The 18,827-nt window shown below is 44.7% G+C and carries 14 protein-coding genes; 11 read left to right on the top strand and 3 right to left on the bottom strand.

Annotated elements, in window-relative coordinates; translation table 11 throughout:
- The 3 genes from katG (at position 1) to ABSG49_RS04120 (ending at position 2,959) form a co-directional block, all read left to right on the top strand.
- A complete protein-coding gene (katG, locus tag ABSG49_RS04130; protein ID WP_424024836.1) occupies positions 1 to 2,235 on the top strand; it encodes a catalase/peroxidase HPI in 2,235 nt (744 codons plus the stop codon).
- Between the two features lie 188 nt (positions 2,236 to 2,423).
- Positions 2,424 to 2,552, top strand: a complete 129-nt coding sequence (locus ABSG49_RS04125) for a desulfoferrodoxin FeS4 iron-binding domain-containing protein (RefSeq protein WP_424024835.1) — start codon at positions 2,424 to 2,426, stop codon at positions 2,550 to 2,552.
- A 56-nt stretch (positions 2,553 to 2,608) separates the two neighbouring features.
- Positions 2,609 to 2,959, top strand: a complete 351-nt coding sequence (locus ABSG49_RS04120) for a carboxymuconolactone decarboxylase family protein (RefSeq protein WP_424024834.1) — start codon at positions 2,609 to 2,611, stop codon at positions 2,957 to 2,959.
- Positions 2,960 to 3,214: 255 nt separating this feature from the next.
- On the opposite strand, the gene ABSG49_RS04115 is transcribed toward ABSG49_RS04120, so the two are convergent.
- Together ABSG49_RS04115 and xerA are read right to left on the bottom strand one after the other, a co-directional pair.
- On the bottom strand, positions 3,215 to 3,679 hold the full coding sequence (locus ABSG49_RS04115; protein ID WP_424024833.1) for a hypothetical protein: 465 nt from the start codon (positions 3,677 to 3,679) through the stop codon (positions 3,215 to 3,217).
- 1,199 nt (positions 3,680 to 4,878) lie between these two features.
- Entirely contained in the window at positions 4,879 to 5,799 is a 921-nt protein-coding gene (gene xerA, locus ABSG49_RS04110) for a site-specific tyrosine recombinase/integron integrase (protein WP_424024832.1), read from the bottom strand.
- Positions 5,800 to 7,974: 2,175 nt separating this feature from the next.
- Between xerA and ABSG49_RS04105 the strand changes: the two genes are divergently transcribed.
- From ABSG49_RS04105 to ABSG49_RS04085, 5 genes are all read left to right on the top strand, one after another.
- On the top strand, positions 7,975 to 8,745 hold the full coding sequence (locus ABSG49_RS04105; RefSeq protein WP_424024831.1) for a DUF5806 family protein: 771 nt from the start codon (positions 7,975 to 7,977) through the stop codon (positions 8,743 to 8,745).
- Positions 8,742 to 9,155 (top strand): molybdopterin-guanine dinucleotide biosynthesis protein B, encoded by a 414-nt coding sequence (mobB, locus tag ABSG49_RS04100; protein WP_424024830.1) that lies wholly within the window; start codon positions 8,742 to 8,744, stop codon positions 9,153 to 9,155. The genes ABSG49_RS04105 and mobB overlap by 4 nt, the downstream gene beginning before the upstream one ends.
- Positions 9,156 to 9,182: 27 nt before the next feature.
- Positions 9,183 to 10,550, top strand: a complete 1,368-nt coding sequence (gene glmM, locus ABSG49_RS04095; RefSeq protein WP_424024829.1) for a phosphoglucosamine mutase — start codon at positions 9,183 to 9,185, stop codon at positions 10,548 to 10,550.
- 270 nt (positions 10,551 to 10,820) lie between these two features.
- Positions 10,821 to 14,381: a hypothetical protein gene (locus tag ABSG49_RS04090; protein WP_424024828.1), complete on the top strand. Its 3,561-nt coding sequence runs from the start codon at positions 10,821 to 10,823 to the stop codon at positions 14,379 to 14,381.
- Positions 14,378 to 14,674, top strand: coding sequence for an acylphosphatase (locus tag ABSG49_RS04085; protein WP_424024827.1), 297 nt, complete (start codon positions 14,378 to 14,380; stop codon positions 14,672 to 14,674). Before ABSG49_RS04090 ends, ABSG49_RS04085 begins: the two co-directional genes overlap by 4 nt.
- On the opposite strand, the gene cas1 is transcribed toward ABSG49_RS04085, so the two are convergent.
- The gene (gene cas1 / locus ABSG49_RS04080) at positions 14,658 to 15,614 is read right to left on the bottom strand and encodes a CRISPR-associated endonuclease Cas1 (protein ID WP_424024826.1); all 957 of its coding nucleotides are present in this window, start codon (positions 15,612 to 15,614) and stop codon (positions 14,658 to 14,660) included. The two genes, ABSG49_RS04085 and cas1, sit on opposite strands and share 17 nt — an antisense overlap.
- 181 nt (positions 15,615 to 15,795) lie before the next feature.
- Between cas1 and ABSG49_RS04075 the strand changes: the two genes are divergently transcribed.
- Genes ABSG49_RS04075 through ABSG49_RS04065 form a run of 3 tightly spaced genes read left to right on the top strand, consistent with a single transcriptional unit; the run spans position 15,796 to position 18,821 of the window.
- On the top strand, positions 15,796 to 17,085 hold the full coding sequence (locus ABSG49_RS04075) for a phenylacetate--CoA ligase family protein (RefSeq protein ID WP_424024825.1): 1,290 nt from the start codon (positions 15,796 to 15,798) through the stop codon (positions 17,083 to 17,085).
- Positions 17,085 to 18,386 (top strand): phenylacetate--CoA ligase family protein, encoded by a 1,302-nt coding sequence (locus ABSG49_RS04070; protein WP_424024824.1) that lies wholly within the window; start codon positions 17,085 to 17,087, stop codon positions 18,384 to 18,386. Before ABSG49_RS04075 ends, ABSG49_RS04070 begins: the two co-directional genes overlap by 1 nt.
- Entirely contained in the window at positions 18,387 to 18,821 is a 435-nt protein-coding gene (locus tag ABSG49_RS04065; RefSeq protein WP_424024823.1) for an ACT domain-containing protein, read from the top strand. It begins immediately after the preceding gene.
- The last annotated feature ends 6 nt before the right edge of the window (positions 18,822 to 18,827 follow it).

The following is an 18,827-nucleotide window of genomic DNA, read 5'->3' as shown; positions in this document are numbered from 1 at the left end:
ATGACTGACAACAGCAAGTGCCCGGTAACGGGCATGACAAACAAACAAGGAACCGGCCGGGGCAGGTCCAACCGGGACTGGTGGCCGAACCAGTTGAACCTCAGGGTTCTTCACCAGCACACACCCCTGTCCAATCCGATGGGCACGGAGTTCAACTACGCTCGGGAATTCAAAAAACTCGACCTGGCGGCCGTGAAGAAGGATCTGCGGGCGCTGATGACCGATTCGCAGGACTGGTGGCCGGCGGACTTCCGCCACTACGGCCCCTTGTTTATCCGCATGGCGTGGCACAGCGCCGGCACGTACCGCACCGGTGACGGCCGCGGCGGCGCCGGAGCCGGCCAGCAGCGCTTCCCGCCCCTCAACAGCTGGCCCGACAATGCGAACCTCGACAAGGCGCGGCGGCTGCTCTGGCCGATCAAGCAGAAGTATGGCAGGAAGATCTCATGGGCCGACCTCATGATTCTTGCGGGCAACGTCGCCTTGGAATCGATGGGATTCAAAACGTTCGGCTTCGGCGGCGGGCGCGAGGATGTCTGGGAGCCGGAAGAAGACGTGTACTGGGGTTCTGAGAACACCTGGCTGGATGACAAACGCTACTCCGGTGAGCGGAACCTCGAAAATCCGCTCGCTGCCGTGCAGATGGGGCTCATCTACGTCAATCCGGAAGGCCCGGGGGGCAACCCGGATCCGATCGCGGCGGCGAAAGATATCCGCGAAACGTTCGCCCGCATGGCCATGAACGACGAAGAGACGGTTGCGCTCATCGCCGGTGGCCACAGCTTCGGCAAAACCCACGGCGCCGGCCCTGCGTCTCATGTGGGGCCTGAGCCGGAAGCGGCCTCCATCGAAGAGCAGGGGCTCGGCTGGAAGAGCAGCTTCGGCACCGGCAAAGGCGGTGACGCGATCACCAGCGGCCTCGAAGTCACCTGGACCAGCACGCCAACGAAGTGGAGCAACAACTTCTTCCGGATCCTGTTCAGCTACGAATGGGAACTCACGAAGAGCCCGGCCGGTGCGCATCAGTGGCGACCGAAGGGTGGCGCAGGTGCCGGCACGATTCCAGATGCCCATGACCCGTCGAAGCGTCACGCTCCAACCATGCTGACCACCGACCTTTCCCTGAGGTTCGACCCTGCCTACGAAAAGATTTCAAGGCGCTTCTACGAGCACCCGGAGCAGTTAGCAGATGCATTTGCCCGGGCATGGTTCAAGCTGACGCACCGCGACATGGGTCCGCGCACACGCTATCTCGGCCCGGAGGTTCCTGCCGAAGAGCTCATCTGGCAGGACCCCGTCCCTACGGTCAATCACCCGTTGATAGATGAGCAGGACATCGCCTCCCTCAAGGGCAGGATCCTCTCTTCGGGGCTGTCCGTATCCCAACTGGTATCGACCGCCTGGGCGTCGGCGTCCACCTTCCGTGGCTCCGACAAGCGCGGCGGTGCGAATGGCGCACGAATCCGCCTCGCACCGCAGAAGGACTGGGAAGTCAACCAGCCGGCTGAACTGGTGAAAGTGCTGAATACTCTCGAAGGTATCCAGGGTGATTTCAACAGCGCGGCCTCCGACGGTAAGAGGGTCTCGCTTGCGGACTTGATCGTCATGGCTGGTTGTGCAGGCATCGAGCAGGCTGCGAAGAAGGCCGGTCACGATGTGACGGTCCCCTTCTCGCCGGGACGCATGGATGCCGTGCAGGAGCAGACCGATGTGGTCTCGTTCGCCGTGCTCGAACAGATCGCGGATGGCTTCCGCAACTACCTCGGGGGCCTGTACACCGTGTCGGCCGAGGCGTTGCTGGTTGACAAGGCGCATTTGCTGACGCTGACCGCACCAGAGATGACGGTGCTCGTTGGCGGCATGCGTGTGCTGGACACCAACTTCGGACATACCCGGCACGGCGTTTTCACCAAGAAGCCGGGAGCGCTAACCAACGACTTCTTTGTGAACCTGCTCGACATGGGCACGGAGTGGAGGGCGGTATCGGACGCAAAGGACATGTTTGAAGGGCGCGATCGCAAGACTGGCGAAGTCAGGTGGACCGGCACGCGTGTCGATCTCATCTTCGGTTCGAACTCCCAGCTCCGGGCTCTGGCCGAGGTTTACGGAAGCGAGGATGCGAAAGAGAAGTTTGTCCAGGACTTCGTGGCAGCCTGGAACAAGGTGATGAACCTTGACCGCTTCGACCTCGCATGTAGGCCAGGGGTTCGGGGACCTTCGGGAAATTCACGGTAGCAAAGGACATCAAGAATGCGGAAGATGTAAAGAACCCGCCAAAACGTGGCAAAAGCAATATTTAATTTTCATATTTTTCTTTTCGGGCATCATACAGAAAGGGTGAATTCCGGGAGTCCCTGCAACCAAAACCATGCGTGCGGGGTTCCTGCTCCCAGGTATATATGAAGTACATTAAGGATCTCTGAATGGTAAACATCTCAAAAGAGGGGCAGGTCTTTAAGTTCGAGATCTGCGGTAATGTAGTTGTGGTAAAAGAAAGCGGCGGCGGCGAACTGGTCTGCTGCGGCGAACCCATGCAACTGGAGAGTGAGTAAGAAGGGTTGTAAAAAAAGCAGGAGCTCATAAGGCTCCGGTAAAAAAGCCGGTAGCGATGAAAGGATCGGAAAAGGAACTCAGGACCCTTGAGAAGAAGATCGGCAAAGTGCCGAAGTTTTTCAGGGAACTGACAACGAAAGAACCCGAGATGTTCAACCTCGTTATGAGATTCGAGCAGCACATCTGGGATGATGGCAAGATATCGGGCAAGACAAAAAAACTGATCGCGATTGCGATTGCTGCCGCCCTGCGGGACCAGCATGCAGTCCGCGCCCATCTGGCCGGTGCAAAGAATATCGGGGTCACGAAAGGAGAAGTTGAAGAGGCGCTCCGTGTCACATTCCTGCTGTCGGGTATGCCCGCCTATGTCTATGGTAGAGCCCAGCTTGACGAAGTGATGAAATAATCCATTATTTTATGACGAACTGCCGGAATACATTTTTTCCGAATGAAAAAGAGAGAATGATGATCCTTGGTTATTCATTCAGGAAAAAGGTCATAAATTATATGTGGTTGGGGATTATAAGGATACCTTTTATTTTATTAAATGGGAGACGTCAAGAATTGTACTTTGGCGGGATGAAAGGATCCCCGGATTCTTACCGGATATATGAAAAAACAGATATATTAAAGAAAGATATTTGGTCGGATAGATATTTCTTCAGGATCCAATCATAATGTCAGTGGGTTTATCCGGGCTTGCTTTCTTTACCGGTTCTTTTGATTCAGTCATTCTTGTCTCTCCATGCTTCTGTGGGTGGAGAGGTGGCTCTTCATATTTCTGGATCTGTTTTGGGAGCCGGGCCAGTATTTCCTTACTTACCTTGAGTTGTTCTTTCAACACCACGGATAATTCCACCAGGATTTTGTTTTGTGAACTGAAAAGAATTTCAAGTTCGTGACTTTGTATGGTACCCTGCTCGGAATCCTGCGAGCTGCCCTGCTGTTTTTTGATAAATTCGCTACGGCGTTTCCAGATTTTGCTAATGCTGTCAATCCCTTTTTTCCGTGTGGGAAATGCTTCCCGGTAACGCTTATAGAATTCATGGCTGTCATTACATTGAATGACAAGATCCATTTCAGCATCATCGATTTTTTCATATTTTCGTTTCTGGACCCGCGACATAGGTACTCCTGCACTATGTCGACAGACCGGGAAAAAAGAATTGCGGTATTAATTCGATCAGTTTTCCGTATTGTATGCCAAAAACCGCACTATATAATTATTTAATATTGGGATTTTTTTCACATTTTTCTTTATGAATGTCATGTTCCGAGAGGAGTTTTGATTCTTATTTAAGAAAAATCGGAATGCGCGACAATTCACGAGACAATTTGGATTTTCAAATTTTTTTATTTTGTCTGTTTTTTCTCCATAATAATGTCAAAATTCGATTTATCCGGGAATTATTTTTTTTCACGAGAGAAATCGTTTGTCAACTTGCTCATGAATGTAATATACGTCAAAATCCAAATTATTTAAAAATTTTTATTACCGTAGATAATCCGGTATAGATCCATTTTTCCAAATAATTTAGATCGTGAGATTTTCATCGGAATCTCGTATTGTTTGGATAAATCTGGATTTTCGAAAATTCCCAAACAGAATCACGATAATATTTAGGATTTTATGGTATTAGAATGGGAAATTCAAATTAATTTAATTATTTTAAAAATTTCCGAAGGAGATTTGATTTTCAAAAAATCGAAAGAGGCATATTTCTCTCGGCAACAAAGGAAAATTCAATAAATTTAGATATGGTATTATTTAGATAAGTGTCCGTCGATACTAAATTATTTGCTTAGAGCACGGAATTCAATTTTTTTGATAATTATGTTTATACCGAGTGAGATTAGATAATTAAAAAAATGAATTATTTAATTTTTCATTCGTAAAAATTATTAGAATGGAAAAATCTTGGAAATCTCAAAACATTCAGACGTAAAAGCAACAATAATTCTGAAGATCAAATCTTTCCAATTTAAGGGAGGATAATTGATCCGAAGTGAACATATTCCCTATCAATATACATTTTTTATTCAGGCCAATCCAGGCTGACTTCACAATATTACAGATTACATAAAATAACAACAATTTCTGACGTCGGTATATGTGAGAGTCCGTCCAGATATCCTGCTAAATCTTATTGATATCCATCGGTGCCTTACCCAATCGGATTAATCAATAACATCTATTACCATTCGGTTCACTAAACGGATATTGACCATTGACACTTGAGTGAGTGGCATCACTGCAAGATCGGAAAATTAATATGGGATTTGAATATAGCATCATATGGTTTATAATAAGAAGAAATAAAAAAATCAGGCTTTCCCGTTTGATTCGGAAAGGGGGAAATACTGCTGGTATACCTGACGTCGTTCGTCGATATCCGTATGCAGATAAATTTCAGTGGTCTTGATAGAGGTATGGCCAAGATTCTCCTGTACCACTCTCAGGTTTTTCGAGCGTTTGTATAGTTCACTTGCATAACTGTGACGGATTTTATGGGGGGTGATTCCTGAGGGGGCATAGTGCTTAAAAATATGCTGAATTGCTCTCGAAGAAATGTGTTTCCCCTGTTGCCCTACAAACAACGGACCGACAATCCGGTTTCCTATGAATTTAAGGATATCAGCAAGCGTATCCTCATCGACAAAAACAAGGCGGATCTTGTCCCCTTTCCCACGGATCCTGATCGTATGTTCATCGAAATCGATATCTTCGATATTCATATTGCACAGTTCGGAAACACGAACCCCGGTGGCATAGATTGTCCTGACAATGAGTTTATCCCGAGGATCATCAATCGAGTCAATGAGACGAAGCACCTGGTTATGCTTCAGGTACTTTATATCCTGCTGCTTTATCCGGGGGCGGTCGATACCGGTTAAGGGATTCAAACCAACAACCCCTTGGGTACACAGGTAGCGGTAAAATGAACTCATGGTCGATATTATCCGGTGAAATGTTTTCGGCTTATATGTCTGCATTGACGAGACAAAAGTCAGGAAATCATTGATGATGACCGGCGTCACTTCAACAGATGTATCCAACCGGGCCTTTTCAAAATCCTTCCAGTAGAAAACGAGCTTAGTCACGTCCGTATTTCGCCTGAGCCAGACATAATAGCCGAAATGTTTAATGACCTGCTCATAGCTGTCAAGCGTACGGGGAGAGTAATTTCGCATGCGGAGATAGTTCCGGTAGCTTTTAAGCCATTCCGAAAAATACCCGCTTTCCATGCTCTATTCTATTTTATCTCAAATAAATAAAGGTTTGCGCAGAATACCTATTCTGCGACAAATAGAAAACTGCCATATTTCTGCAGTTCTTTGAGTGATTTTTAGAAGCCCCCGGTTCTCGACTTTTATTTTGATCGTTAAGTATAACAAAAGGGATATTTTATCTAGGTATATAAATATCTGTGTTATTTGTTAAACATATATGACCAATTACACATTTTTCCATTGTTGAAAACAGGGGTTTTTTCAATTACATGGTTCAATTATCCCTAGGCCTTGGCTAAACGCTCCCAGATACGCAATATAACGTTTTTCCGTCGGGAGGATAATGGAAATACTCCCCAGCGGGTTTCTGGAAGATTATTAATATATTTTATTCAATATTGGTTATTTGTAAAATTAAACAGGATAAGAGATGCTGCCAGGGTTTATCCAACAAACGGGTCATCTTAATCAACGTCAGTTAACACATTATCAAGCCCTGTCATTAAGGATATTTTCCTAGTAATAATGTCTGATCCGGAGTAACGTTGGATTTTCATGACGATGGGATAAAAACCCAAGGAATTATTTATGAAGTATTCACGAATTTTTATTTCATATATCTCGGGTTCTGGACGAGGAGTAATACCACTCATCAACCCACGATTCGATATAAAATTTATCTAGATATTACTCACGATTCAGGATTGATCCCAAATTGCTCTGATCAGTAAGCTGCTCAATAGTCTATCCGTAAAAATACGACCAGGCGGGTTCAATTATTGAAGCCTTGCAGCATTTTTGTTGTATTCACTTCCAAATAATAATTCAGATAACAGGGGGTTGGTTTTAATTTCATCTTCTTGGGAGCCCTTATCAGGCATTAATTAACGACAATTATAACGGTGTAATGGAAAATCCAGGGAGATTAACCTTTTTTAACTATTTGATGGTTGAAGCCACGCCGAAAAACTAGAACGTAATCATTACGAGTGCCTGGATTAGTTCAAATGGTTCGATTTGTGGTACCAACTGCGACTTTTAGGGTCATAACTCAATACATCGGTTTGGAGTTTTATCGGATATACAGTTTCGCTGAATAAACGATGTAACTGATGCTGGGCAAAGTAATCTTCCGACGAATTTCGGATCCTATACTGGTAAATTGTCTGCGCGTGGGTTCGATCGTTCAGGTTTCAAGAAGATTGGGAATTTTTTCTGCACATCCGTTATTCAGTTAAATTGAGCGATATTTTCTAAAATGGCTTCAAATTTGTTTTATAATAAAAAATATACCATTCTGCAAAATTTGTAATATAAACCATATGATGCTATATTTAAACGTGAAAAGATTGGGATCATTATGTCGATCGGTTAATCCCACATAAGAATACGTCACCCATTCGACACGCCCCCCCTTTCAGCCTCGGCCTCTGGGGGGCGGAGCAGAGAATCTTATGAACGAGAAAACACGTGAAGATCGGGGGGGAGGAATTTCAATTAAATAGCCTTCCGACTTTAAAGAATACTCTATCACTAGGAATATAGAGGTAAGCAAGGGAACCATCGGTAATATTCAATGATGAATGGAAGATATCCAGATGCTGAATCCCCGTCAAGTGGCAGAGATTCTTGGAGCTCATCAAAAACGGTCCACCTTGGCTCCGTTCAGGTAAACTACAAGGAACTAAAATATCCTATCATGCCTAGAGAATATTTCGATCGGCTCTTGATTCCTATATTGCGGGCGATAGTAATACGCAGCTGAAGCAGCAACCGACACGCCCCAAGGGAATGTTGGGAATCGACCAGTTCATTACATTCTAAAAAACTGAAAGAAGATAATAAAGAAGAGCAGGAAATGCGAAATAGATCAGCCCCCCCGTCAAAGATGAAACATCACATTCGGGATATTATGGAAAAGCAACCCACGAAGAATGATTTCTGTCTGCATATCGATGGAAGCAGCTAATGATGAAATAACTGGGTTTGGGTAACGTTTTAGATCATTTAATAGAAGAGTCTTCGCTGGTATACCACATATGTTATCTCTTCTCACCTGAAAAACTCTCAAAAGCCGTGGTTATTTTATAAATAATAAACCACATAATGCTATATACAAAACTGAAAAATTCGATCAATCAGTACTTCATCGACCGATGAAAAGCCGCAGATAAATAGGACGTATACTATATGGACGAAAACGGTATTCAACAGGAAATCAACAAGTATAAAAAATTCAAAAAGGTCGATGGTGCAACCTATCGGAAGGTGAACCAGTTCCTACGTAAACGAACATATATTACCGCACGCGAGTGGGCCCTTGCCAGACTGTGCACGGATTTCCGGACTTCAGGGGGGGCTGAGATGACATTTATTGGAAAACACCTGCCCGAACTCGTCCCCTTTATGGAGGACACTTATACCCCTCAGGCAGTAAACCAGGCGCGGAATTCATTTAAGAGAAAAGTGAGGAAATCCAGTGCAACATTCTTCTATGGTGCGATGTGCGGTTTTTTTACTACCGATGAACTTGACGACCTTCTTTTTGAAGCGAGTGAGGTGTCAAGGTTTCTCCTTGAAGTCGAAGGCACAACCCTTGATATTGATGAGGAGATCGATATCGAAGACAGGATTACCAAAGTAATGAGGAGTGTCGGGGAAACTGCAAAGACTATACTTAAAGCGCGTGCGGAGGAGAGCAATGTTCCCGAAAAAACACAGGATACGCAATCTAATTCCCCTGCAGATCTTCAGAATGTTGTAATAGCCCATTCAGCTGCAATTCATGCTGATAAAAGTCGGATGAGTAGTGCACTCCATGATGAATCCAATCTGCCCAAGATCCCCACAAACAATACAAGCTCACGGCAGGAAACGGTCCTCACGGAAAAGCATATAGAAAATGATCATCAGGATTTTCAGATTTCAAAAGAACAACCTGAAGGTGAATCATCCCCATGAAAATCATTCAGATTGCCGGCAGGTCCAATTCGGGAAAAACTACCTTTATCAGAAAACTTATCCCAGAACTTAAAAAGATTGGTCCCGTCGGGGTTATTAAACATCTCGGGGATCATGAGTATCACCTTGAACCGGGAAAAGACACTACCCTTTTTCATGAAGCCGGCGCAGATATCACGACGGGGATCGATGCAAAAAAGACGGTATCTGTGATACAGGGTACGGATCTCGATGCTGTCTTACACTTTTATGCTGACAGGGGCACGCATTTCGCAGTCATTGAAGGGTATAAACAACGGTCCTTTGCAAAAATCGTGATTGGAAACCTTGAAATCGATCGCTGTGTTATATCCAACCCGACTATTGACGAAGTAATAAAATCACTCAATCTCTTTGACGATTTTAAATAACTACAACATTAATAAGTGGTACCGTATATGACCGTAAAAAAGATGCAGAAAAGATTGTTTGGAACAAATGGCGTAAGAGGAGTTGTGGGAAAAGATCTCACACCGGAACTTGTAATTGCAATCGGTGAGGCTCTTGGTTCAATGCGGAAAGGCAGTATTGCAGTCGGACGTGATACGCGTACTTCCGGTGAAATGTTGATGAAAGCCATTAAATCCGGTCTTCTTGCGGCCGGATGCAATGTTGTCGATTGTGGTATCCTTCCAACACCCGCACTTCAATATATAGTCAAAGGACAGTTCGATGCAGGAGTAATGATTACCGCATCGCATAATCCTCCGGAGTATAATGGCGTCAAAGTTATTGAACCAGATGGAACTGAGATGGGAGATGAGGAAACCGTAAAGTTGGAACAACGAATATTTGATCGATCCTTTATAATTGAGCCATGGGACAAAATCGGAAAGGAGACACTGGCTCCTGCACTTATTGAACAGTACATCATAGCAATAACACACCAGTTTCCGGGTCAGCCCGGGAAAGGAATGGCGGTTGTTGCCGATCCGGGATCAGGTCCAGCATGCCTTACAACGCCGCGAATACTCACGGAAATAGGATGCAGAGTAATAACTATTAACGGGATAATGGATGGGAACTTTCCTGGCAGATTACCGGAACCCTCTGAGGATGGTTTAAAAAATTGTGCTGCACTGGTCAGGAGCAGCGGTGCAGCATTCGGTGTTGCACATGACGGGGATGCAGATCGCGCCGTATTCATCGATGAAAATGGAAGGTTTATTGAAGAAAATCAGGAATTTGCGCTGATTGCACAACATATCTGCCATCACAAAAAAGGGGTAGTTGTCACTCCCGTTAGTACTGGACAAATCGTGGAAATGGTGGTAAAAAGGGAGAATTGTTCATTAGCGTATACTCCCGTCGGGAGCATTTACGTGGCACGTACTATGCGATTGCTCCTGGAGCAGGGAAAACCGATAATTTTTGGGGGTGAAGGAAATGGGGGATTAATTTTTCCTGAACACCAGTTTTGTCGGGATGGAGGCATGACTGCAGCAATGATGGTTTTTCTTCTCGCATCAACCGGAAAAAAACTTTCAGAACTTGTCGATCAACTTCCCAAACGTGCCATTATAAAGGATAAAATTACTACAAAAGAGGGGGTAAAAATACTTGAATTCCTTAAATCGGTTCATCCCCGCGATATACTCGATGAGACAGATGGAGTGAAAATTTTCAAGGGTAATACATGGGCACTTATACGGACAAGCGGAACTGAACCAATTGTCCGTATAATCATAGATTCTGATACCCGTGATAAAGGGATTGAATTCTATAATGAAGTGAAAAACCAGATTGATCGGGCCCTGAAGGAGTAAGAGGTTTTAATCTGAACCCGGAAGGATTCTGATTTTTTTTCGGAAAGTGATTTTGGATTGATTTTCAAAACGATCCGGGGAAATGAGTGTTCCCTGACCGCGTTTATCAAAATTAGCTGAATAATTTTCCACCATTTAGGAAAAAAACGAAAAATTCGGCTTATTATAACTAAATAAAAAAAAATTGCAGGAATACGTTATCGAAAATTTTATTAAATACATCCGTCAAATTCAGTTTACCAATTAGTAGCCAGCCACCTGTGATAAAGAATGGTCCGATCCATCGAGATATTCCGTGATATACAAAAAGTTCTTCCACCCGAAGATTGGAAGTCCCTAGAGTCTATTGTCGCCGGCTTAGAGAATCAGCAGGGTCGGCGTGCTCGAAAAAATATTGTAGCCGAGATTAACAGGGTCATCATAGAAACAGCACTTAAAAATAATAAGCCGGAACTTCTTTTGGCACTTCCGGAAATTCAGAGTAATGAAATCGACGAATTATTCTCACGTATCATTAAACAATATATATCCACGAAAGACAACAGATGGTTAAAATCTGTATTTTCGTTATCAGAAAAAATTAGTAAAAAAAGTAACCAGTCCCAGGTATTTGCAACGATTGCCCGGGATCTCATTGATGCCGGTGTATCCGAGGCTGCCCCAGAGCTCATCGATCAGGGAATGAGTATGTTAGATCGGATCAGTTTCCGAAAATACCGGTCCGACATAATGATCGATATCATCCCATTCCTTATTGACTGGGCAATAACAACACGTAGCCAAAAACTTCTCTATACTTCTCTTTTTCTCATCGAAGAAATCGGAGACATTTCAAAACAGGCCGTATTACACGCAGAACTTGCAAAGGCATTAGCCACCATTGCGATTCTGGAAAAAGATCGTGATTTGTTCTTTGAGGGTCTCCAGAGTGCAACCACGATCCACCAGAAAATTCGGCGACAGGATTGCATTTCAGGGATCATTGAAAAGGGAGCCAAGTCCGTTTTTGGAAAAGAAATGGCAGACATTCCGCAATTTATAGGTAATTTTACAGGTATTTCCCATGATGCCTACCTTGAAATAATCAGTGCACTAACGGAACAGCTGCTTGAGAGAGTAAAAGATAAAAAACAGATCATTACTATTCTCGAACAATTGTGCGGTGATAAACCGGAAATCACAGGAACAATTGTCATTGATCTGTTGAAAAAAGCAGAACGATCGGGAGATCCATGGTTTTTATCTACAGCAATGGATCTCCAACAACATATTTCAGAAGGCGATGAATATCCAATACGTGAAATGGTTCGTGCGGGAATCTCTGTCGCCCGCAATTCAAATGACATGCGCGTTCTTTCCGGGCTTATTCCGGTTATTGACAGTCACTGCAGCACTCTTGTTTTATCCCGGATTTATCTCCAGTTTTCCCAGATTATGCTTTCTTCCGGCGATTTTAGTTCTGCCCTTGGAATCTTTGGAAAAATCAAACATGAAACAGAGAGCCTTTCTCCCTATACAGAATGTCTGGTCCATCTGTTGAAAGAAGGAATTCTTAATGACAGCATCCCCCTGATTTACAATAATATTCTGGTGAAACTGAACCGGGATACAGTGAATAATGCAATCTACCGGGCCATCATAGAAGTGAGTAAGGATTGTGCATTCAAAGATCTGATTGCCCACATTTTATCAATCAGGAATCTCATTCTGCTACACCCGAAACCAGATCACCTTCTCCTTGAAAGTATTACAATTCTTGTAGATCGTGGTTTTCTTGACTTGCATGACCCTAGCATCCTCATCAGGTTTGCTGAATCCATAAGGGAGCAGCCACTTAAAGAGAGGGCGATATCAAATATCGTCATAAAAATTGCAAAAATTGGAGTTAAGGCAAAAAACCGTGATTTCCTCCAGAGAGCTGTTGGTCTGACGTGTGAAATTGACGGTCAGAATACCAGGTCTGCTACCCTGAGCAGTATTATCGATGAGGCATCAATTCTCGCTGCCCAGCAAGGAGATCTTGACCTGCTTCTCCGGATGAAAGTCTGGAGTAATTCGCTTCTTGAAAAAGACCTGGCTTCCTATGCGATGGCAAATATTATCGACGGTGTGATAAAATATGCCATTGATAGACAATCCTGTGAAGCCCTTGAAGAGGCTTATCTCATCGCGGATGAAATCAATGATCCGTCACTAAAAGTGCAATTGTTTGAACGAATTGCCGAATGTTTTGTAAAAATTGGCTGTATTATCCTTAAAAATCCACAATTCCCTACACCCGGTAAAGATTATACAACTATATCTCTGCCATTTGAACGGGGTCTGGAGATAATAAAAAATAACATAAAACCACCACAAATCTCTCTCAAAATTGCAGGTATTATTGACATCATCATTTCGTTTTCCCGAACCAGTAACAATCTGGATTATATTATACCTCTCGCGATGTATGCAGTAGAGATAGAGAATTCCTATGAGCGGGATGCAATGATGTCCCGGATCGTTTCAAGTCTGAACGAAGACATCACACATCCGAATTCCACCGATCCATATGAAACTTTGGCATTTCTTCTTCGGAGAAATGACTTTTCAAATTCAAATCCTCTTGTTATCGGACTGATGCATCGGATTCTTCAGATGGTGAATGATCCCTATATTAAACTCACGGGATTATGCGACCTTGCAGACTTGTTGGTAAGGTTAAGAAAAACAGATCAAGCACAACAGGTTCTTGAAGAGGTCGTTATTGATCTGGGGATTCTTTCCGAGGGGTATCAGAAAGTGCTTGTCCTGACATATCTTGCGACATCATATAGCCAGATCGATGTTGCCGTTGCTGCAGAGTATCTGACACGGGGGATACAACAACTTGACACCGTTGAATTTGACAAAGACGCAATGACACGCCGTCAGATAGTGTTTGCGATTGTCAGATTAAACGCCATTCACCCGGATAATAAATGGTATACGACCGCACTGCATATTGTCGAGAAAATTGCAGAACCTGTGGAATACGTCAACTCACTTATAGCAATTTATAATCTCGTCCGGAAAGATAAAGAACGCTGCAGCGAACTGTTAAATTATATGGAAGATGCCGTAGAGAAGATCTCTTCACCTTATGAAAAAGCTTCAATCATTCTCACTATTGTTCCACTTACAATGCAAAATTCTGATGCTGAACTTACTCTCAAGCTTCTCAAAAAAACGGAACTCCTGACAAAAAAGATCAATATTCCGTCGATTGCAGACACCATCCGAAACAATATCGCTGAGTTCTACATGTTGCTTCACCAGAAAAACCATGATAAAAAGATACTCACACATGCAATCCAAATCACAAAATCCATTGATGATGATGAGGTCCGACTTTACCGTCTTGAAAAAATGGGATACACGGAGATGTATGAGATCACCCCTCAGTTTGTGAAAATCAAGTCCCTTTCAGAAAAGATGGTAGAAGAGGGCATTCATCCCAATCATGTTGCTACGCTGGAGCGACTGGTCAGATCGGTAGCAGATCGGGGAAGAAAGGCAATTTTTTTCTGTTACCTTTCCATTTACTTCAAAAAAGAGGGGCAAGAAAAAATCTCTCGTAAAATGATCCAGAATTCAATAAAGGAGGCACGGATCATTCGTCCCCTTTCCCGCAGGTCATTTGTCATGTGTGATATAGCACTGAAGATATTTGCAGCGGGATGTGAGCACTCTGCACAGGAAATTCTCGATCTTGCCATCGATGCTGCAACCAATATCCGTCAGTCCTCGCTGAGAGATGAAGTATTTGATGAACTGGGTCTTGCGATTAAAATTATGCAGAGAATGCAATGATGAAAACTGTTAAGATTTTTATCACTGGAAGAGTCCAGAAAGTTGGATTCCGGGCTTGTATCCGTAAAATTGCATCTGATCTGAATATCGCCGGAACTGTTGTTAACCTGTCTGATGGGAGAGTCCAGATATATGCAACCGGCGACTCGATGATCCTTGAAAAATTTGTATCAATGATTTATGGCTGTCCCCGTGCAGTAATCCGGGATATTCGGATTATTGAAATTCCATTACGGGCATTCGAAGGTTTTTTCATTGTTAAATCCGAAGAGCGGATCAGTACAGAATTTTAAAATCGCTGTTATTTTTCAGTGAGGTGTAAAAATTGTATACCTGTTCATTGACTTTTTCAGTTATTATCGTCGTGTAAAATGATTTCATGATGGTAGATATTACATCATCAGACATCAGGCATCGATCCTGAGTCAGCTCGAAATCTGAAAGTGTCAGGGATTCTCTTGCCAGATGAAACACAATGGGGTCAACCATTTCTGATTTTAAAGGTTCTATGAGATCATGAACAAGGCTTCCGTTACCTTCATGCATCAGCCCCATATCTGGATTGAGACGCGCTCCAATTACCGCTATGTAACAATTTCCGTATAACATTGCATACCCAAACGAAAGCATTGCATTAATCGGATCGGTGTGTGGTCGTATTGTCCGTCTCCGGAATCCGAGATCCGCCGGCATATTCCGGGACATGATTTCGTAATACATATCCGAAGTAAGTTTGTGCAATCTTCGTATCTCATCCAGTTTAATGAGGTACTCCAGTTCCTCCAGTGATTTTCGGAGAAATTCAAGCTCCCCTTCGTAAAAAAGGGTCACATTCTGAGATTCCTGAATGCGTTCGATGGCAAACAGCCTGGATTTTATCGATGCCTGCGCAATGGCGATCGCATAACGCTGGCGGGGGATGGTCTGCTGGTACTCGCAAATCTCTTCCCGATCCCCAACACTATATGGTTTTATAGTCCCGATGGGTGTTCCATCAGGATCAAAAAACGTAATATATGTTCCATTCCTCACCAGCTGTACAATAGTCATCGAACTAATCGTATGACCTCCGACAACGAGGAGATTTTGTATCTTCTCAAGAGGGTAGTGCTCGGTATTATTTTTCTTCTGAACAATCAGGTGTTTCTGCGTCGATTTGATATGGGCACCAAAACCACTGACCGACAACCAGGGATATTCCAACACTTTCAACACCGACACAATACTGTCCAACTTTTCTAAATACTACCACAGCTCCACGGATTAATTCATCGTTTTGCAATGTGGTGCATATGATGCATGAATTCCCCGGTGCGAACTAAATCCGGAAGTAAATTCATTCGTTTCGGTGGATATAAAACGGTAGCAAGCGCTATATACACTCGTCATGTTATAGCATAACAGGGTGCCACAGATGTTCTGGGATAAAAAAATTGAGACACTGAAACCTGATGAGTTGCGGGAACTTCAGCTCAAACGTCTGAAAAAAACACTTCATCAGGTTCAACACGTTGCATTTTACCGAAACCTTCTCTCAGAGGCCGGCATTAAAAAATCCTCCATCAAATCTCTCGAGGATATCCGTAAAATACCATTTACCAAAAAGCAGGACCTCAGAAACGGATACCCGTTTGGTTTCTTTGCAGTCCCGCTTAAGCAGGTTGTGAGGATCCACACCACTTCCGGAACTACCGGAAAACCAACAGTGGTCGGATATACGAGGAATGATCTGGATACCTGGTCAGACCTCATAGCCCGGAATATGACCATGGTCGGCATTACACAGGATGATGTCTTCCAGAACATGGTCAATTATGGCATGTTTACCGGAGGTCTCGGGTTTCATTACGGGGCAGAGAAGATCGGGATGACCGTTATCCCCAGTGCAACAGGAAATACGAAACGCCAGATCGAGATGATCGATGACTTTGGTGTTACCACGATACACTGCACCCCCAGTTATGCCATGCACCTTTCAGAAGTGGCTGAAGAGATGAAAACGTCCCTTGACTCCCTGAAGACGGGGCTTTTCGGGGCAGAAGCCTGGTCGGAAAGTACCCGAAAAGCCCTCGAAAACCGACTCGGAATAACTGCATATGACTCCTATGGCATGAGTGAGCTTTTCGGCCCGGGTGTCGCATTCGAATGCCAAGAGCGGGATGGCCTGCATATCTGGCATGACTGTTATCTTGTCGAAATTATCGATCCCAAGACCGGTGAGCCAGTATCTGATGGCGAACGTGGTGAACTGGTCGTGACTCCTCTCGCCAAAGAGGCCATGCCGTTACTCAGATACCGCACTGGGGACGTCACCATGCTTATGGAGGATGGATGCCTGTGCAGGAGGGGCAAAAAAATTGCCCGGATTACCGGAAGAAGTGATGACATGCTTGTCATCCGGGGAATCAACGTGTTTCCCTCGCAGATTGAGCATGTGCTCCTGAAAATCCCCGAGGTAGGCAATCAGTTTATGGTATATATTGACAGAATCAATCATCTGGATGAGATGACTGTCGAAGTTGAGATCAACAGGGATTACTTCAGCGGGGAGCTGGCAGACCTTGCACGACTCCAGAAAAAAGTTGTCAAGGAACTACGGGATTCGCTGGAACTGAGAACCACGGTCAAACTTGTTGAACCCGGATCCCTGCCACGGTTCGAAGGAAAATCAAAGAGAGTCATCGATCGAAGAGAGGTGATTTAATGGTGTTGTGGGACCCCCGCATTGAAGAGATGCCGAAAGCAGACCTCCAGAGAATGCAGTATAAGCTGCTCAAGAGTCTCGTGTACCGGCTGTATAGTTTTTCCCCCTTTTATCACGACCGCATGAAGGAGCAGAATGTTCATCCCGACGATATTCGCGAACTTTCTGATGTCCGGAAACTTCCGTTCATGTTCAAACGTGACCTGAGAGACAATTACCCGGACAGGATTTTCACTGCAACCAAAGAGGAACTGGTCCGGTACCATGTCTCGAGCGGGACTACCGGAAAACCAACGGTTGTCGGGTATACCCAGAACGATCTGGATCTCTGGACAACGTCCCTTGCCCGTGGACTGACATCAATCGGACTCGGGAGAGGTGATGTAATCCAGGTAAGCTACGGGTATGGTCTGTTCACAGGAGGACTCGGCGTTCACTATGGCGCTGAACGTATCGGTGCAACCGTCCTTCCGACCAGCGTCGGTAACACCGAACGACAGATCGAACTGATGCAGGATCTCGGTGCGACAGCCATTGCATGCACCCCTTCTTATCTCCTCCACATCGGGGAAGTTGCAGAAAAGATGGGGATAAATATACAGAAAGATACGAAACTCCGGACAGGAGTTCTCGGCGCTGAGCCATGGACAGAACGGATGAGAACCCGGATCGAAGAATGGCTGGGCATCAAGGCGTATGATATTTACGGCACCAGTGAACTATCAGGCCCGATGTTCACGGAATGTTCAGAGCAGAAAGGATTCCATATCTGGTCTGATCTTGCACTTACTGAGATTATTGATCCCAAGACAGAAGAACCGCTGGAAGCTGGTGAAACGGGAGAACTGACCATTACCATACTCCAGAAAGAAGCCCTTCCCATGATACGATACCGCATCGGGGATATTGCATCAATGGAAGACGATGTCTGTCCCTGCGGCAGGACCCATCCGCGGATCCAGAGGATTCAGGGACGGGTTGACGATATGTTGATCATCAGGGGGATCAACGTCTTCCCCTCGCAGATCGAGTATGCCCTGATGACCATCCCGGAAGTGGGCCAACATTTCCAGATTGTTGTTGAAAGGAAAGGCGCTCTTGACGACATGCTCGTCCGGGTGGAATTGAGTAAAGGATCATTCAGTGACAAGATCAATGATCTGATGCAGGTACGGCAGAAAGTAGAGCACCGGCTCAGGAATTCACTAAATATAAATGTCGATGTCGAGCTTGTTGAGCCGGGTTCATTACCCAGATTTGAGGGTAAATCGAAAAAAGTGATTGACAGGAGGTCGTTGTAAATGGACACGAAAAAATTTGTGATTAAACAGATCTCGATATTCTCAGAAAACCGTCCAGGGCGCCTTGCGGCAATTGCCCAAGCACTGGGAGAGGAGAATGTCAACATTCTCGCGTTCAGTATTGCCGAGGCAAATGGGTTTGGGGTGGTCAGGGCGCTCGTTGATCATCCGGAAAAAGCCCATGACAAGTTGCAGTCTCTGGGTTTCAATATTGCCTTTACTGATGTGATAGCAGTCAAAATGAAAGATCAACCCGGGGGATTATTTGAGGTTGCAAAAATCCTGGGAGATGCTGGTATCAACATCGAATATTCGTATGCCTATTCCGGAAAAGAAGGGGCGGTACTCATCCTCCGTGTCGATCAGGTAGAGGACGCGATAAAAAAGATTAAAAATTCAGGCGCAACCCTGCTGGAACGATCTGTCTTCCACTAAAAGGCG

It is taken from the genome of Methanoregula sp., assembly GCF_049510175.1.
In the GTDB taxonomy this organism is placed as follows: Archaea; Halobacteriota; Methanomicrobia; order Methanomicrobiales; family Methanospirillaceae; genus Methanoregula.
Note: the sequence above shows the minus strand (reverse complement) of the source record. Positions and strands in the feature narration are given on the sequence as shown.